The organism is Listeria grayi DSM 20601 (genome assembly GCF_000148995.1).
GTDB classification, from domain to species: domain Bacteria; phylum Bacillota; class Bacilli; order Lactobacillales; family Listeriaceae; genus Listeria; species Listeria grayi.
In genome coordinates this window covers 1,436,213-1,460,764 of sequence record NZ_GL538352.1, presented here as the reverse complement: position 1 = coordinate 1,460,764, position 24,552 = coordinate 1,436,213, and the positions used below count along the sequence as shown (strand labels likewise).

Genomic DNA, 24,552 nt, shown 5'->3' with positions numbered 1-24,552 from the left:
GCACCTCTTTCTTTCCATACTTTCTTACATAATGCTTATTATAGTATAAAGCGCAGATTCTAGCAAAAGCTTATTATCAAAGAGCTGTTTAAGAGCAGTGGCTTGAGGGAAAAAGAAAAGGATAAGAATTTGAAAGGGAGCGAAGATGATGTGGCTTGATTTTTTACTTAGAATCACTGTTGCAGGAGTACTCGGAGCTGTTATCGGACTTGATCGGGAAATTCGAGCAAAGGAAGCTGGGTTTCGGACGCATTTCCTTGTTTCGCTCGGAAGCGCCCTGATCATGATCGTTTCCCAATATGGATTCCAACAGATCATGTCCATGGAAAAAGTGGCATTTGATCCTAGCCGGGTAGCCGCGCAAGTCGTAAGCGGAATTGGATTTATCGGCGCCGGTACGATCATTATCCAAAAGCAATTTGTTCGTGGTTTGACAACCGCGGCTGGGTTATGGGCTGCTGCAGGAATCGGACTGGCCGTTGGTTCGGGTATGTATATTTTAGGGATCGGCGCAACTGTTTTGACACTTATTGGGTTGGAAGGATTGGGATATTTATTTAAATCAATTGGTTTTCGGTCCATGCGGTTAGTTTATACGACGACGAAAAAAGATAAACTGACGGATATTATGGAGTATATTCATTTGAGCGGTTATCATTTGGGATCTTATGAGGTGACGCAGGAGAACTTCGAGAATACGGGGTTTTATCGAGCTTCAGTGACACTTAAGGCGAAGATGAATATGGATGAGCATCAATTGATCCATTATATTCAAAATGTGCAGGATGTTTTGTTGGAAAAAATCGAGTGAGAACGCGCTTGCGGGGCAGGCGTGTTTTTTTGTGGATATATGTTGGGGAGTGGTTGGATAGATTTGTTTTGTGGCTATTTCGGAGAGGGATTATATACTCATTTTGTTCGTATATATATTTGGGCTCTAACTCGCTTTGCTTTTTGTGTTCATTTATGATTTTTTCACGCTACACTAAAAAAGCTTCTTCAGCTTTTCTTGTGGGGGATCCGAAGAGCCTTTTAGGGATTATATACTCACTTTGTTCGTATATATATTTGGGCTCTAACTCGCTTTGCTTTTTGTGTTCATTTATGATTTTTTCACGCTACACTAAAAAAGTTTCTTCAGTTTTTCTTGTGGGGGAGCCGAAGAGCCTTTTAGGGATTATATACTCACTTTGTTCGTATATATATTTGGGCTCTAACTCGCTTTGCTTTTTGTGTTCATTTATGATTTTTTCACGCTACACTAAAAAAGCTTCTTCAGCTTTTCTTGTGGGGGATCCGAAGAGCCTTTTGGGGATTATATACTCACTTTGTTCGTATATATATTTGGGCTCTAACTCGCTTTGCTTCGAAGAGCCCAAACAAAAAAGCCTGCGCCCCTCACCCTCTGGAAGAGAGGGAGAGACGCACAGAGCTAGACAGTGCGTTTCGGTTGAAACACATATCATGACACTCCACTTGCTTTAACATGGTATTGCTTATTTAACTAATTCGATGATTACTACAGGTGCACCGTCGCCGCGACGAGGTCCTTTTTTCAAGATACGAGTATATCCGCCTTGACGTTCTGCATAGCGAGGAGCTACGTCATCAAATAATTTTTGTAGTGCGTAAACTGGACGGTTTTTCTTCACAGTAGAACCATCTTTACCTTTCACGTCTACTTGAACAACATCAACTACTTCGTGACGGATAAAAGCTTCAACTTGACGACGAGAATGCAAGTCACCTTTTTTACCAGAAGTAATCATTTTTTCAACAACTTTACGTACTTCTTTCGCACGAGCTTCAGTTGTTTCGATGCGTTCGTGTACGATTAAATCCGTTGCAAGATCACGTAGCAATGCTTTACGTTGTGAGCTAGTACGGCCTAATTTTCTGTAACCCATTGTCTATTTCCCTCCTTCAGTTAGTTTTCGTTTCTAAGAGATAAGCCTAAATCAGCAAGTTTCACTTTTACTTCTTCCAATGATTTACGTCCTAAGTTACGAACTTTCATCATATCATCTTCGGATTTATCAGCTAGTTCTTGAACTGTATTGATTCCAGCACGTTTCAAGCAATTGTAAGAACGAACAGAAAGATCTAATTCTTCAATTGTCATTTCCAGTACTTTTTCTTTGTGGCTTTCTTCTTTTTCAATCATGATTTCTGCTTTTTGGGCTTCATCTGTTAAGTTGACGAAGATACTCAAATGCTCAGAAAGAATTTTTGCTCCTAGAGAAACAGCTTCTTCTGGGCTGATACTTCCATCAGTCAAAACATCAAAGCTTAATTTATCATAATTTGTTGATTGTCCAACACGAGTATTTTCAACTTGATAATTCACGCGAATTACTGGGGAGAAAATGGAGTCAACTGGTAATACACCGATTGGCATGTTTTCGTGTTTATTTAAATCAGCTGGGGTATATCCACGACCACGAGTTGCATTAAGACGAACATGGAATTTTGCATTGTCGCTTAATGTTGCAATGTGTAAGTCTGGATTTAAAATTTCAACATCACTGTCGTAATTAATATCACCAGCAGTTACAACGCCAGGGCCTTGAACATCGATTTCCAATGTTTTTTCATCATCAGAATAGATTTTAAGTGCCAATTTCTTGATATTTAAAATCATCGTTGTTACATCTTCCACTACACCATCAATAACGGAGAATTCATGAAGAGCTCCATCGATTTGTATAGAGGTAACTGCAGCTCCGGGAAGTGAAGATAATAGAATACGACGTAAGGAGTTACCCAAAGTTGTACCATATCCACGCTCAAGTGGTTCTACAACAAATTTTCCGTACTTGGCATCATCGCTGATCTCAATCGTTTCAATTTTTGGTTTTTCAATTTCGATCATTCAAATTAACCTCCTTCAAAACGTCTTTTTCTTGATTCTTTTTACGAACCTTGTATAACTTTTGCAATCCAATACGACTTTGGTTTTTATACACGACGACGTTTTGGAGGGCGACAACCATTGTGAGGAACAGGAGTTACATCTTTAATAGCAGTAACTTCGATACCTGCAGCTTGAAGCGCACGGATAGCAGCCTCGCGACCTGCACCAGGACCTTTTACTGTTACTTCAAGAGTTTTAATGCCATGTTCTTGAGCTGATTTAGCTGCACTTTCAGCTGCCATTTGAGCTGCGAAAGGAGTAGATTTTTTAGAACCTTTAAATCCTAAAGCACCTGCACTAGACCATGCCAAAGCATTACCATGTACATCAGTGATCATTACGATCGTATTGTTAAATGTAGAACGGATGTGAGCAATACCTGCTTCGATATTCTTTTTCACACGACGTTTACGAGTATTCGTTTTACGAGCCATTCTTACTACCTCCTTTACTTAATTATTTCTTCTTGCCTGCAACCGTTTTGGAAGGACCTTTACGAGTACGAGCATTGTTTTTTGTATTTTGTCCACGAACGGGAAGTCCGCGACGGTGACGAATTCCGCGGTAAGAACCGATTTCCATTAGACGTTTGATGTTTAGGTTTACTTCACGACGAAGGTCACCTTCTACTTTGATAGTGTCTAAGATTTCACGAATTTTACCTAATTCCTCTTCAGTTAGATCACGAGTACGAGTTTCTGGGGAAACGCCTGCTTCTGCAAGAACTTTTTCCGCAGTAGTTTTACCGATACCGTAGATGTAAGTCAAAGAGATAACGATACGTTTTTCACGTGGAACGTCCACACCTGCAATACGTGCCATTGGTTAGAGCACCTCCTTCTTATTATCCTTGTTTTTGTTTGTGTTTAGGGTTTTCACAAATTACCATAACTTTACCTTTACGGCGAATAACTTTACATTTTTCGCAGATCGGTTTTACTGATGGTCTTACTTTCATAAAAATATACCTCCTTGTTTAGTAGAGAAAGTGTCTCTATAAACCGATAAATCAAGCTGGCGAACCAGACCGGTATATAAATTCAATTTCGGAGTGCAAATTATTTAAAACGATAGGTAATTCTTCCGCGCGTCAAATCGTATGGAGAAAGCTCGACTGTCACTTTATCCCCGGGCAAGATACGAATGTAATGCATTCTGATTTTACCAGAGACTGTAGCTAGTACTTTGTGACCATTTTCGAGTTCCACTTGAAACATCGCGTTAGGCAGAGTTTCTTGAACAACACCTTCGACTTCAATAACATCCTCTTTAGCCATATGTTTGTTACCTCCTTCGTAAGTTTACTTGGACTCGTTTCTTCAGGCCTTATTAATTCAGTGTAATAATACTCTTACATGAAAAAACGTAAAACACACCAAAAGACATACTCCTAGCGAGTATTTAATTTCGGTTTTTTATAGACAACCTGTGAAGTGAAATCCGTAAATTCGAAAACCTGCTCCTAAAAGCAGTTTAAGGTAATTACCATAGTCATTCGGATGATCATCAAATGGTTCTCTCGTTCATCATGATTTGCTTAGATGCCTTTATTCCACTGCCAATTATCCATTATACTACAAAGTTTTGAAATTTGCACGTACGGAATTTGGTAGTTTCTAACAACACCGCTTCTCCTTAGAAAGAAGTAAGAATCTTATCTACGTCTTGGAAAACAGATTGGATCTCTTGTTCCCCATTTACGCTTGCGAGTTTACCTTTTTCTGTGTAAAAATCAAGCAGCGGTTGTGTTTGTTTTAAATTAACATTCAAGCGATTTTCAACCGTTTCTTTCTTATCATCTTCACGTTGATACAACTTACTGCCGTCATCATCACAAACTCCAGCCGTTTTTGGCGGATTATAAAGTTCGTGGTATGTTCTGCCACAAGTCGGGCAGATCCAGCGGCCGGTAAGCCGTTTGATCAAAACGTCTTTTTCGACTTCAATGTTGATTACCGCATCTAATTCAGTACCTAATTCGCTTAAGATCGCTTCAAGTTCTTCAGCTTGCTCCACTGTGCGCGGAAAGCCGTCAAGCAAGAAACCATCTTTTGCGTCTGGTTCAGCTAGACGTTCACGAACGATACCATTTGTGACTTCATCAGGAACTAAATTACCTTCATCCATAAAAGATTTCGCTTTAAGTCCTAATGCTGTACCATTTTTTATTGCTGCACGGAACATATCTCCTGTAGAAATATGCGGGATATTGTATTTGCTTACGATCTGTTCCGCTTGTGTACCCTTACCTGCTCCGGGCAATCCCATCAATACTAGCTTCAACTGACTCGCCCCTTATTTACGCGCGATACTTGCTAGCAAAGACTAACAAGTATGCGAGTTATTTGATGAATCCTCGATAATTCCTTTTAACTAATTGTCCTTCTAATTGTTTCGTTGTATCTAGTGCTACACCGATAACGATCAGAAGACTTGTACCACCGATGGCAAGTGCTTGTGGAAGACCAAAAGCGACCGAACCGATCGTAGGAAGTACAGCAACAACTGCTAAGAAAATAGCTCCAATAAATGTCAATCTGTAAAGAACAGAAGTCAAGTAGGCTTGTGTTTCTCTGCCAGGACGTTTACTTGGAATGTAACCACCTTGTTTTTTAAGGTTGTCTGCTACTTTTTCCGGATTTACTTGAATAAATGCATAGAAATAAGTGAATGCCACAATAAGGACCACATAAAGAATCATACCGATTGGTTTTGTATAATCAAAAACATCTTTCAATATCTTGATCGTGTTGCTTGTATTATTAGCAGCAAAGAACGAGATGATCGTTTGCGGCGTAATAATAAAGGCACTTGCAAAGATAACTGGAATAACACCAGCAGAGTTCAACTTGAGTGGCAAGTGAGTTGCTTGTGCTCCTCCTTGTTTCGCGCCAGCTACACGTTTAGAATATTGAATCGGGATCTTACGGTTAGCTTGTTGGAAGTAGATTACGACTACAACAATCGCAATGATTGCGACCGCAATACCTGCCAATTCTAAAAGACGTAAGAATAGTTGATCATTTGCTCCTTCGATGCGTTGAACGAACAATTGACGAGCTCCATCAGGGATACGAGAAACGATACCAGCGAAGATGATAATGGAAACCCCATTACCGATACCTTTTACTGTGATCTGTTCCCCTAACCACATTAGGAACATGGTGCCCGCAGTAAGCACTACCGCGATAACAAGATAAGTAGCAAAAGTCGGGTTTTCGATCAGACCTGCTCCTGTAAATTGGTTAAAGCCGAATGCCATACCGAATGCTTCAACTAGTCCTAAAATGATCGTTAGATAGCGAGTAAGCTGATTGAGTTTTTTACGACCCATTTCACCTTGCTTTGCCCACTCTGCAAGTTTTGGAACAACATCCATCTGCAAAAGTTGCACGATGATGGATGAGGTAATGTAGGGCATTACACCCATGGCAAGCACAGAAAAGTTTTTCAGTGCCCCGCCATTAAAGGTATTTAGGAAACCTAGGATGCCGCCTTGCATTTGTTGTTGCAGTGCCGAAGCATTTATCCCAGGAACTGGGATGAATGTTCCGATTCTAAAAATCAATAGCATTGCTAAAGTGAAGAAGATTTTTTTTCTGATGTCTGCTACTCTGAAGAAATTCACTAACGTTTGAAACATTAGATCACCTCAGTTTGTCCACCAGCAGCTTCGATTGCTTCTTTAGCCGCTGCTGAGAATTTGTTAGCCTTAACAGTTAATTTCTTCTCAATTTTTCCTTCTGATAATACTTTGATACCAGATTTTGCATTGCTGATCACACCAGTTTCAATTAACAATTCTGGTGTTACTTCTGTACCATCTTCAAAACGGTTTAAAGTCCCAACATTAACAACTGCATATTCTTTGCGGTTGATATTTGTGAACCCACGTTTTGGAAGACGACGGAAAAGTGGAAGTTGTCCACCTTCAAAGCCTAAACGTACACCACCGCCGGAACGAGCTTTTTGCCCTTTATGTCCGCGACCGGAAGTTTTACCGTTACCAGAGCCTGTACCACGACCAACACGATTGCGTTCCTTACGAGATCCCTCAGAAGGTTTAAGTTCGTGTAGTTTCATGTCAAGCACCTCCTCCTATTACAAAATGAATTACCTGTTTTATCTTTATTCGATAGCTTAAACTTCTTTGACGTCCACTAAGTGACTGACTTTTGTGATCATACCGCGAATTGCAGCATTATCTTCCTTCACTACTACGGAATTAGTTTTGCCAAGACCTAGGGCCTGAACAGTTTTCCGTTGGGATTCGGGGCGTCCAATTAAGCTACGTTTTAGAGTGATTTCTAATTTCGCCATTAATATTGCCTCCTTATCCTAACAATTCTTCAACTGTTTTACCGCGAAGTTTTGCAACGTCAGCAGCATTTTTAAGTTGTTTGATTCCGTCGATTGTAGCACGTACCATGTTGATTGGTGTATTAGATCCAAGCGATTTGGAAGATACATCAGCAACACCAGCAAGTTCTAGGACCGCACGTACTGGACCACCAGCAGTTACTCCAGAACCGGCGCTTGCAGGTTTAAGAAGAATTTCTCCGCCACCAAAATTGCCGACTACAGTATGAGGAATAGTAGTGTTTACAGTAGGAACGAAAATCATGTTTTTCTTAGCATCATCAACTGCTTTACGAATAGCATCTGGAACTTCTTGTGCTTTACCAGTACCAAATCCTACATGACCGTTTTTATCGCCAACAACAACTAGTGCTGTAAAACGGAAACGACGTCCACCTTTTACTACTTTAGCAACACGATTGATTGTTACTACGCGTTCTTCTAAATCTAATTTGTTACCATCAATTTGCTCAGGCATGTAAAATGTCCCTCCTTCTTATTAAAATTCTAAACCATTTTCACGAGCAGCTTCAGCCAAAGCTTTCACTCGGCCATGATATAAATAGCCTCCACGGTCAAAAGTAACAGAAGTAATGCCTTTATCAGCAGCACGTTTCGCAACTAATGCGCCAACTTTGCTAGCTGCGTCAACTTTCGATTCGCTAGAGCCAAATTCTTTATCTAGATTAGATGCACTTGCAAGTGTCACGCCATTTACGTCGTCGATAACTTGCGCGTAAATGTTTTTGTTAGAACGGAATACGTTCAAGCGTGGACGAGATTCTGTTCCAGTAATCTTAGAACGGACACGTGCATGTCTTCTTTTACGGACTTTATTTTTGTCGATTTTGGTAATCACTTAACTCACCTCTTCTCAAGATTGCCTACGCGGCATTATTTACCAGTTTTACCTTCTTTGCGGCGTACATATTCGCCTTCGTAACGGATCCCTTTACCTTTATAAGGTTCAGGAGGACGAGTAGCACGAATATTAGCAGCTAGTTCTCCAACGTGTTCTTTGTTGTATCCTTTAACAATTACTTTCGTATTTGCAGGAACATCAATTTCAACGCCTTCTGGAGCTTCAAATTCTACTGGATGAGAGTAACCTACGTTAAGAACAAGTTTGTTTCCTTGTTTTTGAGCACGGTAACCAACACCGATCAATTCTAATGTTTTTTCGTAACCTTCGGAAACACCTACGACCATGTTATTTAAGATCGCACGAGTCGTTCCGTGAAGAGAACGATGTGTTTTATGATCACTTGGGCGAGAAACGTTGATTTCATTGCCTTCGATATCAATTTTAATGTCAGGGTTAAATTCTTTTACAAGTTGACCTTTAGGGCCTTTTACTGTAGCAGTTGAACCATCAAGTGTAACTGTTACACCTTCAGGAATGACAATTGTCTTTTTACCAATACGGGACATGTCTGCACCTCCTTATGATTTAATTCTTCTTACCAAACGTATGCTAGTACTTCGCCACCGACTTGTTTAGCGCGGGCTTCTTTGTCAGTTAAAACACCTTGGGAAGTAGATACGATCGCAATACCTAAGCCGTTAAGTACTTTAGGAATCTCGCTTGATTTAGCGTATACACGTAGTCCTGGTTTGCTGATTCTCTTTAAACCAGTGATTACACGTTCGCCAGAAGCTCCATATTTCAAGAAAACACGGATAACTCCTTGCTTGTCATCTTCTACATATTCAACATCGCGTACGAAACCTTCACGTTTCAAGATTTCTGCGATTTCTTTTTTGATTTTGGATGCAGGAAGTTCTAATCTATCATGTTTAACCATGTTCGCATTACGAATGCGAGTTAGAAAATCTGCAACTGGATCTGTCATCACCATGTATAATATCCTCCTTCCTTACTCTTATTGTTTACCAGCTTGCTTTTTTCACGCCGGGAATTTGTCCTTTATAGGCAAGTTCACGGAAACAAATACGGCATAATTTAAATTTGCGAATAACGGAATGTGGACGACCACAGCGTTCACAACGAGTGTATGCTTGAACTGCATGCTTCGGTGTGCGTTTTTGTTTCGCAACCATTGATTTTTTAGCCACGTTTTCGCCTCCCTAATTCATTATTAGATTACTTTTGAAATGGTATCCCGATATGAGTCAACAACTCACGAGATTCTTCATCACTGTTGGCAGTTGTAACGATTACTACGTCCATGCCACGTACTTTAGATACTTGATCGTAATCAATTTCAGGGAAAATTAGTTGTTCTCTAACACCTAGAGTGTAGTTACCGCGACCGTCAAATGCTTTTTTAGAAACACCACGGAAGTCACGTACACGTGGAAGTGATACAGAAATTAATTTATCTAAGAAATCATACATACGTTCACCACGAAGAGTTACTTTCGCGCCGATAGGCATTCCCTCACGTAGACGGAATCCTGCGATGGATTTCTTTGCTTTCGTTACGACTGGTTTTTGACCAGTAATAAGAGCTAATTCTTCAACTGCGCTATCAAGCACTTTCGCGTTTGCAGTTGCGTCACCAACACCAGTGTTGATCACGATTTTTTCGATTTTTGGAACCTCCATTACGGAGTTGTAGTTAAATTTGTTCATTAATTCAGGAACAATTTCCTTAAGATATTTATCTTTAAGGCGATTCATGTGATATTCCCTCCTTCCGCTAGACTATTTTATTTATCTAAAACTTCACCGGATTTTTTAGCAACTCGCACTTTCTTGTCATCCTTCACTTGGTAACTCACGCGTGTGGGTTCTCCAGATTTAGGATCGATAAGCATTACGTTAGAAACGTGAATTGGTGCTTCAACGTTTAAGATTCCACCTTGTGGATTCACGTTGGAAGGTTTCGCATGTTTTTTGATCATGTTGATTCCTTCAACAATTACACGGTCTTTCTTTGGAAATGCAGCGAGTACTGCACCGGATTTGCCTTTATCTTTACCAGTAATAACTTGAACTTTATCACCTTTTTTAATATGCATCGGTATTGGCACCTCCTTAGTTTTGGAACTTGATATTAAAGAACTTCTGGAGCTAAAGAAACAATTTTCATAAAGTTGTTTTCACGAAGCTCACGAGCAACAGGTCCAAAAATACGTGTTCCACGAGGACTTTTATCATCACGGATAATGACACAAGCATTTTCATCAAACTTGATGTAAGAACCATCTGTGCGACGCGCTCCACTTTTAGTACGAACGATAACCGCTTTTACAACATCGCCTTTTTTGACAACGCCACCTGGTGTTGCTTGTTTAACAGTACATACAACAACATCACCAATGTTAGCTGTTTTACGACCTGAACCGCCTAGTACTTTAATAGTTAGTACCTCACGCGCGCCAGAGTTGTCAGCGACTTTCATACGAGTTTCTTGTTGGATCATTAGGAATACCCTCCTTCCAGAATAACAGGTAGAAAATCTCTATATGATTTTCAATTTTTTATTTCAACTTAGATAACTACTGCTTCTTCTACTACTTCCAATAGACGGAAATGTTTTGTTGCAGATAACGGACGAGTTTCAGAAATACGAACGATATCGCCGATTTTAGCAGTGTTGTTCTCATCATGTGCTTTGAATTTTTTAGAATATTTCACACGTTTACCGTACAAACCATGCTTTTTGTATGTTTCAACGACAACAGTGATAGTTTTATCCATCTTGTCAGAAACAACACGACCTGTATACACTTTACGTTGGTTACGTTCAGCCATGTATTAAACCTCCTTACGATTTTCTATTTAAGCAAGTTCTCTTTCTCTTACAATAGTCTTCATACGGGCAATTGCTTTTCTCACTTCACGAATCCTCGCAGTGTTCTCTAATTGTCCTGTAGCCAATTGAAAGCGCAAGTTAAAAAGCTCTTCTTTCAAAGCTCTTTCTTGGTCTTGGATTTCGGTAGTGGATAATTCACGAATATCAGTTGCTTTCATTTGCTTCACCACCAATTTCTTCACGTTTAACGATCTTAGTTTTGACCGGCAGTTTATGTGCTGCTAAACGAAGTGCCTCGCGGGCTACATCTTCAGGAACACCTGCAATTTCAAACATAATCTTGCCACGTTTTACTGGGCTTACCCATCCTTCTGGGGCACCTTTACCTTTACCCATCCGAACACCAATTGGTTTAGATGTGTAAGATTTATGAGGGAAAATTTTAATCCAAACTTTACCGCCACGTTTCATGTAACGAGTCATTGCGATACGAGCAGCTTCGATTTGACGGTTAGTGATCCAAGAAGCATCTACTGCTTGAAGACCATATTCACCAAATGCTACTTCAGTACCACCTTTAGCACGTCCACGCATGTTTCCACGGAACTCACGACGGTATTTTACACGTTTAGGAACTAACATTATTATTTTCCTCCTTCCACATTATTTTTCTTCGTAGGAAGGACTTCACCACGGTAGATCCAGACTTTAACACCTAGTTTACCATAAGTTGTGTCAGCTTCTTCCCATGCGTAATCGATGTCGGCACGCAATGTATGAAGAGGAACTGTTCCTTCGCTATAATGTTCAGCACGAGCAATATCAGCTCCGCCAAGACGACCAGATACTTGCGTTTTGATACCTTTAGCACCAGCGCGCATTGTACGTTGAATAGCTTGTTTTTGTGCACGACGGAAAGATACACGACCTTCCAATTGTCTTGCAATGTTTTCTGCTACTAATTTCGCATCAAGATCAGCACGTTTGATTTCAACGATGTTGATGTGGACGCGTTTGCCAGTTAAGTCGTTAAGGTTTTTACGAAGTGCTTCGACTTCAGATCCACCTTTACCAATAACCATTCCTGGTTTAGCAGTATGAATTGTAATATTTACACGGTTAGCAGCACGTTCGATTTCAACACGAGAAACAGAAGCATCAGCTAAGCGTTTAGTAATATGATCACGAATACGTAGATCTTCATGCAGGAAATCTGCATAATCTTTTTCAGCGTACCATTTGGAATCCCAATCGCGGATAATACCAATACGCATACCTATTGGATGTACTTTTTGACCCAACGTTACCCCTCCTTCACTTCTGATACCACAACTGTGATGTGGCTCGTACGTTTGTTAATTGGACTAGCGCTACCTTTAGCACGTGGGCGGAAGCGTTTAAGTGTAGGACCTTCGTCTACAAATGCTTCGGACACGACTAAGCTGTTAACGTCTAAATCATAATTATGCTCTGCGTTAGCAATAGCGGATTTTAAAACTTTTTCAATGATTGGAGAAGCTGCTCTTGGTGTATATTTCAAGATAGCAATTGCTTCGCCGATTTGCTTGCCTCGGATCAAATCGATAACGATTCTAGCTTTACGAGGAGCAATACGTACCGTTTTTGCAACGGATTTTGCGCTTGTAACTTCACTTGCCATTAAAGATATCCTCCTCTCAAATTAGCGTCTTGTTTTCTTATCGTCACCTGCGTGACCGCGATAAGTACGAGTTGGCGCAAATTCACCTAATTTATGTCCTACCATGTCTTCTTGTACATAAACTGGTACATGCTTACGACCATCATATACAGCAATTGTTTGACCAACAAATACTGGGAAAATTGTGGAACGACGAGACCATGTTTTAATTACTTGTTTTTTATCACTTTCATTAGCTGCTTCCACTTTTTTCATCAAGTGGTCATCGACAAATGGTCCTTTTTTCAAGCTACGACCCATGAGAGAGCCTCCCTTCGCATAGTCAGGAAGACAGGAACGAATCGTTCCCACTTTCCTGCTAACATTGTTATTACTTCCAAAAACTGATTATTTATTCTTACGACGACGTACGATAAATTTGTCAGTGTTGTTGTTTTTCTTACGAGTTTTGTAACCAAGAGTTGGTTTGCCCCATGGTGACATTGGAGATTTACGTCCGATAGGAGCTTTACCTTCACCACCACCGTGTGGGTGATCGTTAGGGTTCATAACAGAACCACGTACAGTTGGGCGTTTGCCTAACCAACGGGAACGTCCAGCTTTACCAACGTTGATCAGTTCGTGTTGTTCGTTACCAACTTGACCGATTGTTGCGCGGCAAGTAGCAAGGATCATGCGAACTTCGCCAGAGTTCAAACGGATTAATACATATTTGCCTTCTTTACCAAGTACTTGAGCACTTGTTCCAGCAGAACGTACTAGTTGTCCGCCTTTACCAGGTTTTAATTCGATATTGTGGATAACAGTACCCACTGGAATATCTTTCAATTCTAAAGCATTACCAACTTTAATGTCAGCTTCAGCTCCTGAATAGATTGTTTGGCCAACTTGCAAACCTTTTGCTGCAATGATGTAGCGTTTTTCTCCATCTGCATAGTTGATCAAAGCGATATTAGCAGAACGGTTTGGATCATATTCGATCGTAGCAACGCGTCCTGGAACACCATCTTTATTACGTTTAAAATCAATCACGCGGTATTGGCGTTTATGGCCACCGCCGTGATGACGAACAGTTAACTTACCTTGGTTATTACGTCCAGCTTTCTTTGGCAGGGGACGAAGTAATGATTTTTCTGGAGTACTTGTAGTAATCTCAGCGAAATCAGAACTTGTCATGTGCCGACGTCCGTTGGAGGTAGGTTTATATTTTTTGATCGCCATTGTTTTCCCTCCTCTTTAGATTTCATTTAAGGTATTAAACTTCAAAAAATTGGATTTCTTTGCTGTCAGCTGTAACAGAAACAATTGCTTTACGGCGTTTGTTTGTGTAGCCGGCATGACGACCCATACGTTTGAATTTACCTTTATAGTTCATAATGTTTACTTTAGAAACTTTAACGTCGAAGATTTCTTCAACGGCATATTTGACTTGAGTTTTTGTTGCGCGAGTATCTACTTCAAATGTGTATTTCTTGTCATCAAGAATACTTGTAGATTCCTCAGTAACAACTGGGCGCTTAATGATGTCGCGTGCATCCATTATGCAAGCACCTCCTCTACTTTTTCGACAGCTGCTTTAGTAATGATCAATTTGTCATGACTAGCAACTTCTAGTACCGAGATACTTTCAGCCGGAATAACTGTAATGCCTTGTAAGTTACGTGCGGATAATTCAACATTATCACTTTCGCCAGCAACTACAACAAGTGCTTTTGTATCTACAGAAATGTTTTTAAGAAAAGCTGCAAAATCTTTTGTTTTTGGTGCATCGAAAGCTAAGTTTTCAAGTACCAATAGGTTTTCTTCTTTTACTTTAGAAGAAAGCGCAGATTTGATCGCTAAACGACGAACTTTTCTAGGCAATTTGTAAGCATAGCTACGTGGAGTCGGTCCGAAGACAACACCACCGCCACGCCATTGCGGGGAGCGGATAGACCCTTGACGAGCACGTCCAGTACCTTTTTGACGCCATGGTTTACGTCCACCACCGCGTACTTCTGAACGATTTTTTACTTTATGCGTCCCTTGACGAAGAGAAGCACGTTGGCTCAAAATCACATCAACAACCACTTTTTCATTTGGTTCGATACCAAATACTGCGTCATTTAATGTAATTTCGCCAGCACTTGTTCCATCTTGTTTAAGTAAACTTAATTTTGGCATTCGTTAGTCCTCCTTTCTTATAAATTATTTTGCTTTTACAGCAGTTTTAATTTGAACTAATGATTTTTTCGCACCAGGAACGTTTCCTTTTACTAAAAGGATGTTCTTGTCTACGTCTACTTTTACGATTTCAAGGTTTTGGATAGTAACTTGTTCTCCACCCATACGACCTGGAAGAAGTTTATTTTTGAAAACACGGTTAGGTGCTACAGGACCCATTGAACCAGGACGACGATGGTAACGAGAACCGTGAGCCATAGGCCCGCGGGATTGTCCGTGGCGTTTAATAACACCTTGGAACCCTTTACCTTTCGAAATTCCTGTCGCGTCAACGATGTCTCCTTCAGCGAATACATCTACTTTTACTTCTGCACCAATCTCATACTCGTCTAAGTTAACATCGCGAATTTCGCGAATGAAGCGCTTAGGAGTAGTATTGGCTTTTACTACATGACCTTTTTCGGGTTTGTTAGACAATTTTTCGCGTTTATTCTCAAAACCGATTTGAACAGCTTCATAGCCGTCTGTATCGACAGTTTTCTTTTGAAGTACTACGTTTTCCGCAGCTTCGATCACTGTTACTGGAATAAGTTCGCCGTTTTCTGTGAAAACTTGTGTCATCCCTACTTTTCTACCTAAGATTCCTTTGGTCATGTTGACACCTCCTATTAATTGAATTTTTTAAGATTATAATTTGATTTCGATATCTACACCGCTTGGTAAGTCTAAGCGCATTAGGCTATCAACTGTTTGTGGTGTTGGGTTAACAATATCGATTAAACGTTTGTGAGTACGCATTTCAAACTGCTCACGCGAATCTTTATATTTGTGGACCGCACGTAAGATCGTATAAACAGATTTCTCTGTTGGAAGCGGGATCGGACCGGATACAGAAGCACCAGAACGTTTCGCAGTTTCTACGATTTTCTCAGCAGATTGATCCAAGATACGGTGATCATATGCTTTTAAACGAATACGAATTTTTTGTTTTGCCATTATTTTCCCTCCTTTTCGCCTACTTTTAAAATAGACATTCTCCATGGAAATTACCTGAGTGCCCTTGCCATGGCAAAGCGGCCGGGCGTGTCAGCAACCTTCCACTTCATCACATCCCGTTTCCACATGATAGGGGAACGGGTTTGGCAAAATGGGCAGACTAAACCTGTCCATTTGCACTTTATCTATTATACACGCTTCCCCCTTCGATGACAACCAATTTTTTGAAATTTATTTATCACTGCCCAAATTGTTTTATATATATAGAAGAAACTGGAAATAGGTCTTTAGGATAATTTTTTAATTAAATATATTATTTTTTTAAAAAATATGGTAAAGTAATATTCGGACACCTGATGATGACAGGTTTGCATTTTTTATTTTTCTAAAAAACAGGAGGCATTTTTAATGAAAAAACGGAGAAAATCGATATTACAGATCTTATTACCCTCTTTTATTATCGTTTTAGCGGTAGCACTTGCTGTTGTAGGAGTAATCAACTTCCTAAGCGCCAAGCGAGACCTGGTAAATAACGTAAGCAATAGTGCAACATCTAATGTAAATAGTTTATCTAGTCTAATAGATGAGAGTATTAGCCAAAAAATCGATGTAGTACATTATCTAGCAAACCAAACCAGCGTTTCGGCAAATGCAAAGAAAAGCGAAACAGATGCGGTATTGAGCAATTATACATCGACTATTCCTGATATCCAAAATATCTATTATGGAAAAGAGAACGGTAAATTCATCCAACAACCGGAAACAAAGATGCCAGACGGATATGATCCAACAACAAGAGATTGGTATAAAGAAGCTATTGCAGATAACGGCGACAAACCTATTTTAACTGCGCCTTACATTGCTGCTTCTACAACCGAAATGACTCTTACGATCGCACAAAAAGCCAGCGATGAATCAGGTGTCGTAGGATTAGACATCAACTTATCCCGCCTGATCGATACTGTTAAAGAAGTTAAAATCGGCCAACATGGTTCTGCTGTTGCACTAGCAAAAGACGGCAGCGTGATTGCCAGCAAAAATTGGAAGTCCGGTTCCAAAAACAAGATCACCAAAGCGATCATGGATCAAAAAGAAGCAAATGGTGAATTCACTGTCGGGAACGGTTCGGATAAACAACGCGTCTTCTACCAAACAGACCCAGTAACTGGTTGGAAGATCGCCGGTACATTCAGCGAAAAAGAGATCCTCGATCAAACTTTACCTATTATATGGCGCACATTACTTGTTGCCGTAGTTTCTCTTATTATCGGTAGCGTGATCATCTGGTTCATTACTCGAATGATCATCCGCCGTTTAAAAACGATTGTTGATGCTGCTGAAAAGATCAGCGAAGGCGATTTGACAGAACAAGTAACCGTTCGTCGTAACGATGAGATCGGTGCTCTCGGTCAAGCTTTCAATACGATGACATCTTCCTTGAAAACACTAATCCACTCAATCAATACATCGACTCAAGCCATTTCCACATCATCTGAGGAATTAACGGCCAGCGCGGAAGAAACAAGCAATGCCACAACAGAGATCACTCAGTCATTAGAAGGATTATCTTCCCAATCCAACTCCGCCGTTGTATCCATCAAGGAAAACGCCGATCGTCTAGCCGAAGTCAGCAGCTGGCTGAAAATGGCTTCTGACAGTTCTACGATGCTCCTAGCCACTTCACAGACATCTAATGAAAAAGCACGTGAAGGAAATGTATTAGTAGAACGTACTGTTTCGCAAATGAATAATATCGATGTTTCCGTAAAAGAAGCAGATGCCGTCGTTCACGGGCTGGCTACGAAATCCGAAGAGATCCAAACCATCTTACAGACGATCAACCAAATTTCCGATCAAACGAATTTACTTGCTTTAAACGCAGCGATCGAAGCCGCTAGAGCTGGTGAATCTGGTAAAGGATTCAGCGTTGTTGCTGAAGAAGTACGTAAATTAGCAGAACAATCAAGTGCCTCTTCTAAAAATATCGAAGTGCTGATCAAAGAAATCGTAAAAGAGATCGAGCAATCACTGAAAACTTTCCAAAATATCCAAGTTTCCGTATCTGACGGTTACAGCGCTGTAAATAAAACAGCCGAAAACTTCAAAGAATTGCAGCAGTCCTCTGATTTGATCGCTACTGACCTTACCGGTATGAACAACTTGATCACAGAAGTAAGCGATAATGCTTCTGATGTATCCAGCATTATGCAGCAAATAACAGCTGCAGCTGAAGAATCACAAAAACATAATAAGCAGATCGCTGAATCTGCTGAAGAGCAAGTCGCTTCCACAGAAGAAGTTGCACAAGCGGCTGAAAGCCTTTCTGCCTTAGCAGAAAATCTGCTACAAGAAATCGAACATTTCAAGACAACTAGCACAGAAGAAGAGCCAACCTTAATAGAAGAAAGTGATAAAAATCTGCACGTATCTTTAGAACATTAAAAAACGAAAACCCCTATCTTGTCTCGACAGATAGGGGTTTTTTTCACGTTTGGATCACTCTTGTTTTTGCTTCATACATGTATCCTTTTCCCTAAGAAACAAAATTTTTAAATGTTACCGTTTACATTTTTGAATATGTCCGTTATAATGAACTCATCAAGACGTTATGACGTCTTGATGTCATACCCAATTAAGAAAGGAGAATGTTAGATGCCTTCATTAGAAAATCTATCTCGACAATTACTCGTTTTGATGGGAGGACCCGATAATATTATCTCTGTTACCCATTGCGCTACCAGATTGCGACCGGTTTTAAAAGACCGAGCGTTAGTCAAGACAGCTGAAATCGATGCTTTAGATGGCGTTACAGGTGTCGTGAATAAAGAAGCAGGTCTGCAAATCATTATTGGTACTAATGTGGGAGAAGTGTATGATGCTTTTATGAAAGTGTGGCAAGCAGATGATGCTACTTCTCAAAAAGCAGAAACAGAAACATCGGAAGTCCCGAGTGAAAAGCGCAGCTGGTTTAACGGTTTTGTCGCATTAGTAGTAAGTATATTTTCACCTTTACTCCCTTTACTTGCTGGAGCCGGTCTACTACGAGGTTTTACAATTTTAGCCAATGAGATCGGATGGCTACCTACTGAAAGCTCAACAAATGTGCTATTGACGCTAGCCGCAACATCGGTCTTTTATTTCTTGCCTTTATTGATCGCAGTTACTTCTGCTAAGCGCTTTGCAACCAGTCCTTATATTGCAATGGCCATAATGGGGGCTTTGATCATGCCTGATTTTATTGGATTAGTAAAAGGCGACGGCGGCAATACCATTACGTTTTTAGGTATCGCGATCCCAGTTTTTAATTATACAAGTCAAATAATCCCTGCGATTCTAACTACATGGCTACAGTCTAAAATGGAATTATTTATGAAGAAAAAAATACCAAACAGCTTGCATATGATCGTCATTCCAACCGTCCTGCTCTTTGTCCTTGTACCGGTCGCAGCCGGCATTTTTGGACCTTTAGGCAACTATCTAAGCATCGGTATCGCGAATGGCGTGGGTTGGCTTTCCAATATCAATCAAGTTATCACAGGAGCAGTAGTTGGCGGGATCTGGAATATCCTGATTCTATTCGGCGTCCATTGGGCACCAAATACCATGGTCGTTATTCCCGAAGTTGCTAAAACCGGACACTCTGCCTTCATCGCGTATGCAGCTAATGCTAACTTTGGCATGGCCGGCGCCGCATTTGCGATTTTCCTTAAATCACGTAATCGGAAATTAAAAAACTTTTCTCTAACAGCCATCACATCCGTGTTTCTTTCGGGAATCGTGGAGCCAGCCATTTATGGTTTAGGCGTTAAATTTAAAAGCCCGCTTGTGGCGGGATGTTTAGGTGCAGCTATCGGTGGAGCATTTATGGGTATTTTCCATGTAATTGGAAACGCTTTCGTATTTGGCGGACTTACCACCATCCCTGCTTTTGCCGGTCCGACTCTTTGGGCATATATCGTCGGCCTCGTTATCTCGTTTGCCGGCGGGCTAGCTTTCACTCTCCTTTTCGGAGTCAAAGATCCAGAAGCAGAAATGAATCAATAAATGAATTACGAAAGGATGAAGAAAATGAATTTAGAGACAAAAATAAAAGGAACACTAGGACTAGCTGCCATTGGGGATGCAATGGGAGCCACCACGGAGAACTTATCTTTCGACCAGATCCGCGCACATTTTGGAGGACCATTGACAGAATTAAAAAAACCAGGAAAAACAGCTTTTGCTTTAGGCAACGAAGCCGGACAAGTGACTGATGATTTTTCTCAAATCTATTTCCTTTCGCACGCGATTTTAAAAAATGATGGGAAGATCGATACAGAGACAGTAATCCAAGCGATTTTGGATTGGTCAAATGTTTCTTGGTATTTTGATCGGTTTGCCGGTCCAACCACGAGAAGCGCTGTGGCGATGTATAAAGATCCAGAATCCAAAATGAAGCCGCTACCTGGAGCTGTGACCATTGATTATGCTTCCAAAGCTACGAATGGCGCCGCGATGAAAATTGCTCCCGCCGGAATTTTGCATCCAAACGATATAGAAGCTGCCATCAACGATGCTATTCTCATCACACAAGTCACCCATGATAACTCACTCGCTATTTCAGGAGCATGTGCAGTTGCAGCAGCTACAAGCGCTTCACTAGCAGAAAATTCTACAGTCGATCAGGCGCTGAGTGCTGGACTTTATGGCGCGATCCGCGGTGAGGAAAAAGCGAAAAAGCTCTCTCGAGAAGTTGCCGGTCCCAGTGTTGTGAAACGCATACAATTAGCGTATACTATCATTACAGGTGTTGGCACAAAAGAAGAAAAGCTGAAAAACTTAGCCGAGATCGTCGGTAGCGGTCTGCATATTTCTGAAGCCGTTCCGTGCGCCTTCGGTATTATCGCACTCAATAAAGAAAACCCACTCCAAGCCGTTATCGATGCTGTAAACATCGGGTATGACACAGATACTATCGCAACGATCGTGGGCTCGATGGTTGGCGCATTTACAAATGTAAACGATTCAGCGTTTATTGCTTTATTTGATACGATTCAGCATGCCAACGATTTTCAAATAGAAAAATTAGCAAATTCATTAGCAAATGTGGTGAAAAAACATGAAGGGCAACAACATTAAATACGTAACTGTTTATAATCATCTCAAGCAAGATATCATTTCCGGCAAATATCCCGTCGGATCGTTATTCCCTGCTGAACCTGATCTGCAAAAGCACTACAACGTCAGTCGGATCACGATCCGCCATTCTCTCCAGCTATTAGTCGATGAAGGCTATATCAAGCGTATCCATGGGGTTGGAACCATTGTGCTTAGCCAAAAAGAATCTCTGCAACTGCAGACGCTGCTTAGTTTTTCCGAAGAGAACAACAACCGCTCGCTCCATTCTGCACTGCTCTCCTTCGACAACGATCTGCCTGCAGACACAATGGTTTGTTCAAAGCTCGACCTGCCGAAAGGTGCATTAGTAAGCCGCCATGAGCGTCTGCGGTGGATCGATGATGTTCCCATCAGCTTCCAGCGTGTCTACTGTCCTTCTTTTCTGTCTTTAGCGGCAGAAGAGTTAGCTGCTCCAGATGCTTCTTTGTATAAACTTTTTCAAGAAAAAGGCTATATCGTAACAAAAGCACAAGAAACGATCGAATCAATGGTCGCTGACAAAACACTGGCAGCACATCTACATGTAGATGAGAACAGCCCCTTGTTGCATGTACAGCGTGTTACACGAGATCAAGAAGACCGCCTTATAGAATATACCGAATTTTTCTATCCTGGCAATCGCTACCAGTATAACATCCAACTGCAAGTCCCTTAATAGTCAAAAAAACAGCTGTCCTCCATAAAGGAGCAGCTGTTTTTTGATTGTCACAATAGCCATAAACATACGGTGACCGCAATAAATACCAAGAATGCGATCGCATCAATGCCATGCCAATGGAGCAATCTAAACCGCGTCCGCTTGGCATCGCCCTCATAACCTCTTACTTCCATCGCATTGGCAAGATCCTCGGCTCGGTTGAATGAACTAACGAATAGCGGGATAAAGACCGGCACGATCTTTTTCATCTGCTCAAAGATATTTCCTTCCCCGAAATCCACCCCACGGGCACGCTGAGCTTTCATGATCTTATCTGTTTCCTCCATCAATGTCGGGATAAAACGCATCGAAACCGTAAGCATAAGCGCAATATCCTGCACCGGCATACGCAAATAGGAGAATGGTTTCAACAAGTAAGAGATCGCATCCGCTAAGTCCATCGGTTTCGTTGTCAGCGTCACTACCGTCGACATGACGATCAGCAGTGTGAAACGCAGAAACACTAGCGCTCCGTTCGCGATCCCGAACGAGGAGATCGTAATGGCTCCCCATTGGAAATAGACTTCACCGCCACCGGTAAACAGTAGCTGCATCACAACCGTGAAGAGGATCAGCCAAATCAGCGGACGTATCCCTTTAATAAACACGTTGACTTTTATTCGTGTCAACACAACTACCAAGAAAGTGAAAAAGATAATCAAAAAAGTCGTGATCCAATTATCTACCAAAAACAAGATCCCAATATAAAGCAGTCCCATTACCAGCTTGGCACGCGGGTCGAGTCGATGAAGAAAAGAATCCCCCGGTACATATCTTCCTAAAATCAGCTTATCGATCATGAGACCACTTCCTTTCCATCAATTAAAACTTTGAATAATGACACTCGCAAGCATCAGCACTGTAATCGTTATGTTGACCACCAAAAAATTCTTGATACAAATGGCAAATGTTTTTGCTTTCACTTGCTCCTTATTAAACAATTTTAAGTTTCGATACACAGGATACGCCGCCAATATACTTAGCAACATGATTGGGTGTAAATAGTTTAACAATACTCCTACTATAATAGCAGCAAATGAAGCATAATATAACGTATTAAATAAAATCACGCCTGCTTTTCTTCCTATATAATACGGCAGTGTAAAGCGATTGTTGCGGATATCTTCTTCTAAATCACATAGATTATTCGCCAACATGATATTTGCGATCGTAAATATCAACGGCAACGATACAACGCCGATCCGGATGATTTCCAGCAGATTGACCTCCAGCGTCACCCAAGCACCTTGCCACACTAAACTTGCGATTCCAGCATCGCTCGCATTGACATAAATCGCTAAGAAAAAGATACCGAACCCCATCGTTACTCCGGAGAAAATTTCCCCAAGCGGCATTCTGGAAAGCGGTACAGGACCAAATGTGTATAAGATCCCGATACAAAAACAAATAAAACCAATCAGTAATACCAGTAGATCTGTTTGAAATACAAGCCAAACTCCCAACAATGTTGCAGTTAGAAACAGGCCAAAAATGGTAATAATAACCGTTTTTTCCGGAATTTCCCTTTGGCCGATCACATTTTTCGACTTCCGATAGTCAAACTCATGCTTGTCGGTAGCCTTTCGATAGTCCATATAATTATTGATCGCGGTCGTTGTTAAATCAAAAATGAACATCGACGCAAAAAAAGTGATCGTTTGCAGCGGTTCAAAGACGTGATAATGGAAGATAACATATAATATCCCAATCATAAAAGGAAACACACTGGCAATTTTTGTTCTGATCTCGACTAGATCAAGGAACGTTAGTAACGACATACGCCCTTTCCTCCCCTACATTCTTAATTTCCCATTTTAAAATCGTCTGTATTGACCAATTCAAACTTGCCTTTCAATCCTGGAGTGATGTATACCTTCTTGTCGCGGCTGACAAAGACTGCTTCCACTCCTTTGAATTGTTTCAAATATGCCAGTCCGCCTTGGATCCCTTTAGAAAAAGTCGCGGTGGACAAGCCGTCTCCATCGATCGATTTTTTCGAGATGATCGAAACACCGGCAATATTGTTGTCAAACGGATAACCCGTTTTCGGATCTAATAAATGATGGTAGTCTTTTCCATCCACTTCTAAATGACGTTCATAGATGCCAGAAGTAACGATCGACATTTCTTCCGTCTCCAGCTTGCCGATAATACTTCCACGCGGCGAAAATGGATCTTGGATACCGACGTTCCATTTTTTTTCGTCAGGATTGTGACCGATAACGAAAATATTACCACCGAGGTCTACGATCGCTGAATTGACGCCGTGAGCTTTCATCACTTTCGCTACTTCATCCGCGATATACCCCTTAGCGATGGCTCCCAGATCAAGCGCCATACCTTTTCGCTTCAAATAAACGGTTTGGTTCGCTTCATTCAGCTGCACATCTTTATAATTTACCAATGGCAAACGATTATCGATCTCTGCTTGGCTTGGTTTGCGTGCATCTGGAAAGCCGATCCGCCACAAATTAGTAAGTGGTCCGATCGCCAAATCAAAGCCGCCATCAGAATTTTTGCTGTAGAAAATAGCTCTTTCAATCAAGAAGAACATATTTTTTGTTACTTTGACAGGTTTTTTCCCGGAATTAGCATTGATTTTATCGATCTCAGTATTTTTACCGTCATCATTTGTAGTGATCTCCGCCGCTAATTCTCGAATTTTCTTGTAAGACGCATCCATCGCATCTTGTTTTCCAGCATTATAGATCTTCAGAGAAACTACTGTGCCCATAAGAAAATCTTTTTTGCTAAGCGGCAATGTTTCCTTTTGATCCTGTTTTTTAGAAACTTCTTTTTTTGGTCCGCCGCATGCAGCTAAACTGCCGATCAGCAGAATAAAAACAAGCAGCCATGTCCATTTTTTCATTATCATTGCACCTTT

The 24,552-nt window shown here is 40.9% G+C and carries 37 protein-coding genes and 1 pseudogene; 6 read left to right on the top strand and 32 right to left on the bottom strand.

The features are described from left to right. Window positions 1-148: 148 nt before the first annotated feature. Window positions 149-811: an MgtC/SapB family protein gene (locus HMPREF0556_RS07355; protein WP_139028087.1), complete on the top strand. Its 663-nt coding sequence runs from the start codon at window positions 149-151 to the stop codon at window positions 809-811. 685 nt (window positions 812-1,496) lie between these two features. Here HMPREF0556_RS07355 and rplQ read toward each other — a convergent pair. The 29 genes from rplQ to rpsJ all read right to left on the bottom strand — a co-directional run bounded on the left by rplQ (window position 1,497) and on the right by rpsJ (window position 15,814). Further along, a complete protein-coding gene (gene rplQ / locus HMPREF0556_RS07350) occupies window positions 1,497-1,907 on the bottom strand; it encodes a 50S ribosomal protein L17 (RefSeq protein WP_003757065.1) in 411 nt (136 codons plus the stop codon). A 20-nt stretch (window positions 1,908-1,927) separates the two neighbouring features. Continuing rightward, complete coding sequence (locus HMPREF0556_RS07345; RefSeq protein ID WP_003757063.1) at window positions 1,928-2,872, bottom strand: DNA-directed RNA polymerase subunit alpha; 945 nt, start codon at window positions 2,870-2,872, stop codon at window positions 1,928-1,930. A gap of 86 nt (window positions 2,873-2,958) precedes the next feature. Further along, entirely contained in the window at window positions 2,959-3,348 is a 390-nt protein-coding gene (gene rpsK, locus HMPREF0556_RS07340) for a 30S ribosomal protein S11 (protein WP_003757059.1), read from the bottom strand. 22 nt (window positions 3,349-3,370) lie between these two features. After that, window positions 3,371-3,736, bottom strand: a complete 366-nt coding sequence (gene rpsM / locus HMPREF0556_RS07335) for a 30S ribosomal protein S13 (protein WP_003757056.1) — start codon at window positions 3,734-3,736, stop codon at window positions 3,371-3,373. 22 nt (window positions 3,737-3,758) lie between these two features. Further along, window positions 3,759-3,872 (bottom strand): 50S ribosomal protein L36, encoded by a 114-nt coding sequence (gene rpmJ / locus HMPREF0556_RS07330; RefSeq protein WP_003156543.1) that lies wholly within the window; start codon window positions 3,870-3,872, stop codon window positions 3,759-3,761. A gap of 100 nt (window positions 3,873-3,972) precedes the next feature. After that, window positions 3,973-4,191, bottom strand: a complete 219-nt coding sequence (gene infA / locus HMPREF0556_RS07325) for a translation initiation factor IF-1 (protein WP_003757054.1) — start codon at window positions 4,189-4,191, stop codon at window positions 3,973-3,975. 358 nt (window positions 4,192-4,549) lie between these two features. Beyond that, complete coding sequence (locus HMPREF0556_RS07320; protein ID WP_003757052.1) at window positions 4,550-5,197, bottom strand: adenylate kinase; 648 nt, start codon at window positions 5,195-5,197, stop codon at window positions 4,550-4,552. Between the two features lie 58 nt (window positions 5,198-5,255). Further along, on the bottom strand, window positions 5,256-6,557 hold the full coding sequence (gene secY, locus HMPREF0556_RS07315; protein ID WP_003757050.1) for a preprotein translocase subunit SecY: 1,302 nt from the start codon (window positions 6,555-6,557) through the stop codon (window positions 5,256-5,258). Next, the gene (gene rplO / locus HMPREF0556_RS07310; protein ID WP_003757049.1) at window positions 6,557-6,997 is read right to left on the bottom strand and encodes a 50S ribosomal protein L15; all 441 of its coding nucleotides are present in this window, start codon (window positions 6,995-6,997) and stop codon (window positions 6,557-6,559) included. The genes secY and rplO overlap by 1 nt, the downstream gene beginning before the upstream one ends. Window positions 6,998-7,054: 57 nt before the next feature. Next, window positions 7,055-7,234, bottom strand: coding sequence for a 50S ribosomal protein L30 (gene rpmD, locus HMPREF0556_RS07305; protein ID WP_003757047.1), 180 nt, complete (start codon window positions 7,232-7,234; stop codon window positions 7,055-7,057). A gap of 13 nt (window positions 7,235-7,247) precedes the next feature. Then, the gene (gene rpsE, locus HMPREF0556_RS07300; RefSeq protein ID WP_003757045.1) at window positions 7,248-7,751 is read right to left on the bottom strand and encodes a 30S ribosomal protein S5; all 504 of its coding nucleotides are present in this window, start codon (window positions 7,749-7,751) and stop codon (window positions 7,248-7,250) included. 21 nt (window positions 7,752-7,772) lie between these two features. Next, window positions 7,773-8,132 carry a 50S ribosomal protein L18 gene (gene rplR, locus HMPREF0556_RS07295; protein WP_003757043.1) on the bottom strand — a complete coding sequence of 120 codons (360 nt, stop codon included), beginning with the start codon at window positions 8,130-8,132 and terminating at the stop codon, window positions 7,773-7,775. Window positions 8,133-8,167: 35 nt separating this feature from the next. Beyond that, the gene (gene rplF, locus HMPREF0556_RS07290) at window positions 8,168-8,704 is read right to left on the bottom strand and encodes a 50S ribosomal protein L6 (protein ID WP_003757041.1); all 537 of its coding nucleotides are present in this window, start codon (window positions 8,702-8,704) and stop codon (window positions 8,168-8,170) included. Window positions 8,705-8,733: 29 nt separating this feature from the next. Beyond that, window positions 8,734-9,132: a 30S ribosomal protein S8 gene (gene rpsH / locus HMPREF0556_RS07285; protein ID WP_003757039.1), complete on the bottom strand. Its 399-nt coding sequence runs from the start codon at window positions 9,130-9,132 to the stop codon at window positions 8,734-8,736. 31 nt (window positions 9,133-9,163) lie between these two features. Beyond that, window positions 9,164-9,349 (bottom strand): type Z 30S ribosomal protein S14, encoded by a 186-nt coding sequence (locus HMPREF0556_RS07280; RefSeq protein ID WP_003757036.1) that lies wholly within the window; start codon window positions 9,347-9,349, stop codon window positions 9,164-9,166. Between the two features lie 28 nt (window positions 9,350-9,377). Then, entirely contained in the window at window positions 9,378-9,917 is a 540-nt protein-coding gene (gene rplE / locus HMPREF0556_RS07275) for a 50S ribosomal protein L5 (RefSeq protein ID WP_003757034.1), read from the bottom strand. 29 nt (window positions 9,918-9,946) lie between these two features. Next, window positions 9,947-10,258 (bottom strand): 50S ribosomal protein L24, encoded by a 312-nt coding sequence (rplX, locus tag HMPREF0556_RS07270; RefSeq protein ID WP_003757033.1) that lies wholly within the window; start codon window positions 10,256-10,258, stop codon window positions 9,947-9,949. Between the two features lie 35 nt (window positions 10,259-10,293). Continuing rightward, window positions 10,294-10,662, bottom strand: coding sequence for a 50S ribosomal protein L14 (rplN, locus tag HMPREF0556_RS07265; protein WP_003757029.1), 369 nt, complete (start codon window positions 10,660-10,662; stop codon window positions 10,294-10,296). A 68-nt stretch (window positions 10,663-10,730) separates the two neighbouring features. Beyond that, window positions 10,731-10,994: a 30S ribosomal protein S17 gene (gene rpsQ, locus HMPREF0556_RS07260; protein ID WP_003757027.1), complete on the bottom strand. Its 264-nt coding sequence runs from the start codon at window positions 10,992-10,994 to the stop codon at window positions 10,731-10,733. Window positions 10,995-11,021: 27 nt separating this feature from the next. Beyond that, window positions 11,022-11,213 carry a 50S ribosomal protein L29 gene (gene rpmC / locus HMPREF0556_RS07255; RefSeq protein WP_003757025.1) on the bottom strand — a complete coding sequence of 64 codons (192 nt, stop codon included), beginning with the start codon at window positions 11,211-11,213 and terminating at the stop codon, window positions 11,022-11,024. Then, the gene (gene rplP / locus HMPREF0556_RS07250; RefSeq protein ID WP_003757024.1) at window positions 11,200-11,637 is read right to left on the bottom strand and encodes a 50S ribosomal protein L16; all 438 of its coding nucleotides are present in this window, start codon (window positions 11,635-11,637) and stop codon (window positions 11,200-11,202) included. Before rplP ends, rpmC begins: the two co-directional genes overlap by 14 nt. Window positions 11,638-11,639: 2 nt before the next feature. Beyond that, window positions 11,640-12,296 (bottom strand): 30S ribosomal protein S3, encoded by a 657-nt coding sequence (rpsC, locus tag HMPREF0556_RS07245; protein WP_003757022.1) that lies wholly within the window; start codon window positions 12,294-12,296, stop codon window positions 11,640-11,642. Between the two features lie 2 nt (window positions 12,297-12,298). Further along, a complete protein-coding gene (gene rplV, locus HMPREF0556_RS07240) occupies window positions 12,299-12,655 on the bottom strand; it encodes a 50S ribosomal protein L22 (protein WP_003757020.1) in 357 nt (118 codons plus the stop codon). Between the two features lie 21 nt (window positions 12,656-12,676). Further along, window positions 12,677-12,955, bottom strand: a complete 279-nt coding sequence (gene rpsS, locus HMPREF0556_RS07235; RefSeq protein WP_003757018.1) for a 30S ribosomal protein S19 — start codon at window positions 12,953-12,955, stop codon at window positions 12,677-12,679. Window positions 12,956-13,042: 87 nt separating this feature from the next. Further along, window positions 13,043-13,876 carry a 50S ribosomal protein L2 gene (gene rplB / locus HMPREF0556_RS07230; RefSeq protein WP_003757017.1) on the bottom strand — a complete coding sequence of 278 codons (834 nt, stop codon included), beginning with the start codon at window positions 13,874-13,876 and terminating at the stop codon, window positions 13,043-13,045. A gap of 34 nt (window positions 13,877-13,910) precedes the next feature. Further along, window positions 13,911-14,195 (bottom strand): 50S ribosomal protein L23, encoded by a 285-nt coding sequence (rplW, locus tag HMPREF0556_RS07225; RefSeq protein WP_003757015.1) that lies wholly within the window; start codon window positions 14,193-14,195, stop codon window positions 13,911-13,913. Continuing rightward, window positions 14,195-14,818 (bottom strand): 50S ribosomal protein L4, encoded by a 624-nt coding sequence (rplD, locus tag HMPREF0556_RS07220; RefSeq protein ID WP_003757013.1) that lies wholly within the window; start codon window positions 14,816-14,818, stop codon window positions 14,195-14,197. Before rplD ends, rplW begins: the two co-directional genes overlap by 1 nt. Window positions 14,819-14,842: 24 nt before the next feature. Beyond that, window positions 14,843-15,472 (bottom strand): 50S ribosomal protein L3, encoded by a 630-nt coding sequence (rplC, locus tag HMPREF0556_RS07215; protein ID WP_003757011.1) that lies wholly within the window; start codon window positions 15,470-15,472, stop codon window positions 14,843-14,845. Between the two features lie 33 nt (window positions 15,473-15,505). Continuing rightward, window positions 15,506-15,814: a 30S ribosomal protein S10 gene (gene rpsJ, locus HMPREF0556_RS07210; RefSeq protein WP_025729837.1), complete on the bottom strand. Its 309-nt coding sequence runs from the start codon at window positions 15,812-15,814 to the stop codon at window positions 15,506-15,508. A 408-nt stretch (window positions 15,815-16,222) separates the two neighbouring features. On the opposite strand from rpsJ, the pseudogene HMPREF0556_RS13805 reads away from it, so the two are divergent. The 5 genes and pseudogenes from HMPREF0556_RS13805 to HMPREF0556_RS07190 all read left to right on the top strand — a co-directional run. Further along, window positions 16,223-17,245, top strand: a pseudogene (locus tag HMPREF0556_RS13805) (HAMP domain-containing protein); the annotation flags it as partial. Continuing rightward, the gene (locus HMPREF0556_RS13800) at window positions 17,240-18,256 is read left to right on the top strand and encodes a methyl-accepting chemotaxis protein (RefSeq protein ID WP_376701036.1); all 1,017 of its coding nucleotides are present in this window, start codon (window positions 17,240-17,242) and stop codon (window positions 18,254-18,256) included. The pseudogene HMPREF0556_RS13805 and the gene HMPREF0556_RS13800, both read left to right, overlap by 6 nt. A gap of 210 nt (window positions 18,257-18,466) precedes the next feature. Continuing rightward, a complete protein-coding gene (locus HMPREF0556_RS07200) occupies window positions 18,467-19,858 on the top strand; it encodes a PTS transporter subunit EIIC (protein WP_003757008.1) in 1,392 nt (463 codons plus the stop codon). Window positions 19,859-19,882: 24 nt separating this feature from the next. Continuing rightward, window positions 19,883-20,932: an ADP-ribosylglycohydrolase family protein gene (locus HMPREF0556_RS07195; RefSeq protein ID WP_040486551.1), complete on the top strand. Its 1,050-nt coding sequence runs from the start codon at window positions 19,883-19,885 to the stop codon at window positions 20,930-20,932. Then, entirely contained in the window at window positions 20,913-21,626 is a 714-nt protein-coding gene (locus HMPREF0556_RS07190) for a GntR family transcriptional regulator (protein ID WP_003757006.1), read from the top strand. Before HMPREF0556_RS07195 ends, HMPREF0556_RS07190 begins: the two co-directional genes overlap by 20 nt. 50 nt (window positions 21,627-21,676) lie before the next feature. Here the strand turns inward: HMPREF0556_RS07190 and fmnA are convergent, their stop codons facing one another. The 3 genes from fmnA to HMPREF0556_RS07175 are packed head-to-tail and all read right to left on the bottom strand — an operon-like array spanning window position 21,677 to window position 24,537. Beyond that, a complete protein-coding gene (fmnA, locus tag HMPREF0556_RS07185; RefSeq protein WP_003757005.1) occupies window positions 21,677-22,468 on the bottom strand; it encodes an FAD export ECF transporter transmembrane subunit FmnA in 792 nt (263 codons plus the stop codon). An 18-nt stretch (window positions 22,469-22,486) separates the two neighbouring features. After that, window positions 22,487-23,446 carry a 1,4-dihydroxy-2-naphthoate polyprenyltransferase gene (gene menA, locus HMPREF0556_RS07180; protein ID WP_003757004.1) on the bottom strand — a complete coding sequence of 320 codons (960 nt, stop codon included), beginning with the start codon at window positions 23,444-23,446 and terminating at the stop codon, window positions 22,487-22,489. A 23-nt stretch (window positions 23,447-23,469) separates the two neighbouring features. Further along, on the bottom strand, window positions 23,470-24,537 hold the full coding sequence (locus HMPREF0556_RS07175) for an FAD:protein FMN transferase (RefSeq protein WP_040486550.1): 1,068 nt from the start codon (window positions 24,535-24,537) through the stop codon (window positions 23,470-23,472). Between the last annotated feature and the right edge of the window lie 15 nt (window positions 24,538-24,552).

Excerpts from the sequence above, each read along its gene's own strand:
- HMPREF0556_RS13800 (WP_376701036.1), top strand. The coding sequence starts at position 17,240 with ATGACATCTTCCTTGAAAACACTAATCCACTCAATCAATACATCGACT.
- rpmJ (WP_003156543.1), bottom strand. The coding sequence starts at position 3,872 with ATGAAAGTAAGACCATCAGTAAAACCGATCTGCGAAAAATGTAAAGTT.
- rplV (WP_003757020.1), bottom strand. The coding sequence starts at position 12,655 with ATGGCAAGTGAAGTTACAAGCGCAAAATCCGTTGCAAAAACGGTACGT.
- rpsJ (WP_025729837.1), bottom strand. The coding sequence starts at position 15,814 with ATGGCAAAACAAAAAATTCGTATTCGTTTAAAAGCATATGATCACCGT.
- rplP (WP_003757024.1), bottom strand. The coding sequence starts at position 11,637 with ATGTTAGTTCCTAAACGTGTAAAATACCGTCGTGAGTTCCGTGGAAAC.
- HMPREF0556_RS07190 (WP_003757006.1), top strand. The coding sequence starts at position 20,913 with ATGAAGGGCAACAACATTAAATACGTAACTGTTTATAATCATCTCAAG.
- rpsM (WP_003757056.1), bottom strand. The coding sequence starts at position 3,736 with ATGGCACGTATTGCAGGTGTGGACGTTCCACGTGAAAAACGTATCGTT.
- HMPREF0556_RS07195 (WP_040486551.1), top strand. The coding sequence starts at position 19,883 with ATGAATTTAGAGACAAAAATAAAAGGAACACTAGGACTAGCTGCCATT.
- rplN (WP_003757029.1), bottom strand. The coding sequence starts at position 10,662 with ATGATCCAACAAGAAACTCGTATGAAAGTCGCTGACAACTCTGGCGCG.
- rplE (WP_003757034.1), bottom strand. The coding sequence starts at position 9,917 with ATGAATCGCCTTAAAGATAAATATCTTAAGGAAATTGTTCCTGAATTA.
- rplX (WP_003757033.1), bottom strand. The coding sequence starts at position 10,258 with ATGCATATTAAAAAAGGTGATAAAGTTCAAGTTATTACTGGTAAAGAT.
- rpsQ (WP_003757027.1), bottom strand. The coding sequence starts at position 10,994 with ATGGCTGAACGTAACCAACGTAAAGTGTATACAGGTCGTGTTGTTTCT.
- menA (WP_003757004.1), bottom strand. The coding sequence starts at position 23,446 with ATGTCGTTACTAACGTTCCTTGATCTAGTCGAGATCAGAACAAAAATT.
- fmnA (WP_003757005.1), bottom strand. The coding sequence starts at position 22,468 with ATGATCGATAAGCTGATTTTAGGAAGATATGTACCGGGGGATTCTTTT.
- HMPREF0556_RS07175 (WP_040486550.1), bottom strand. The coding sequence starts at position 24,537 with ATGAAAAAATGGACATGGCTGCTTGTTTTTATTCTGCTGATCGGCAGT.
- rpmC (WP_003757025.1), bottom strand. The coding sequence starts at position 11,213 with ATGAAAGCAACTGATATTCGTGAATTATCCACTACCGAAATCCAAGAC.
- rplQ (WP_003757065.1), bottom strand. The coding sequence starts at position 1,907 with ATGGGTTACAGAAAATTAGGCCGTACTAGCTCACAACGTAAAGCATTG.
- rpsH (WP_003757039.1), bottom strand. The coding sequence starts at position 9,132 with ATGGTGATGACAGATCCAGTTGCAGATTTTCTAACTCGCATTCGTAAT.
- infA (WP_003757054.1), bottom strand. The coding sequence starts at position 4,191 with ATGGCTAAAGAGGATGTTATTGAAGTCGAAGGTGTTGTTCAAGAAACT.
- HMPREF0556_RS07345 (WP_003757063.1), bottom strand. The coding sequence starts at position 2,872 with ATGATCGAAATTGAAAAACCAAAAATTGAAACGATTGAGATCAGCGAT.
- rplF (WP_003757041.1), bottom strand. The coding sequence starts at position 8,704 with ATGTCCCGTATTGGTAAAAAGACAATTGTCATTCCTGAAGGTGTAACA.
- HMPREF0556_RS07355 (WP_139028087.1), top strand. The coding sequence starts at position 149 with ATGTGGCTTGATTTTTTACTTAGAATCACTGTTGCAGGAGTACTCGGA.
- secY (WP_003757050.1), bottom strand. The coding sequence starts at position 6,557 with ATGTTTCAAACGTTAGTGAATTTCTTCAGAGTAGCAGACATCAGAAAA.
- rplW (WP_003757015.1), bottom strand. The coding sequence starts at position 14,195 with ATGGATGCACGCGACATCATTAAGCGCCCAGTTGTTACTGAGGAATCT.
- HMPREF0556_RS07200 (WP_003757008.1), top strand. The coding sequence starts at position 18,467 with ATGCCTTCATTAGAAAATCTATCTCGACAATTACTCGTTTTGATGGGA.
- rplB (WP_003757017.1), bottom strand. The coding sequence starts at position 13,876 with ATGGCGATCAAAAAATATAAACCTACCTCCAACGGACGTCGGCACATG.
- rpsS (WP_003757018.1), bottom strand. The coding sequence starts at position 12,955 with ATGGGTCGTAGCTTGAAAAAAGGACCATTTGTCGATGACCACTTGATG.
- rplO (WP_003757049.1), bottom strand. The coding sequence starts at position 6,997 with ATGAAACTACACGAACTTAAACCTTCTGAGGGATCTCGTAAGGAACGC.
- rplC (WP_003757011.1), bottom strand. The coding sequence starts at position 15,472 with ATGACCAAAGGAATCTTAGGTAGAAAAGTAGGGATGACACAAGTTTTC.
- rpmD (WP_003757047.1), bottom strand. The coding sequence starts at position 7,234 with ATGGCGAAATTAGAAATCACTCTAAAACGTAGCTTAATTGGACGCCCC.
- rpsK (WP_003757059.1), bottom strand. The coding sequence starts at position 3,348 with ATGGCTCGTAAAACGAATACTCGTAAACGTCGTGTGAAAAAGAATATC.
- rpsE (WP_003757045.1), bottom strand. The coding sequence starts at position 7,751 with ATGCCTGAGCAAATTGATGGTAACAAATTAGATTTAGAAGAACGCGTA.
- rplD (WP_003757013.1), bottom strand. The coding sequence starts at position 14,818 with ATGCCAAAATTAAGTTTACTTAAACAAGATGGAACAAGTGCTGGCGAA.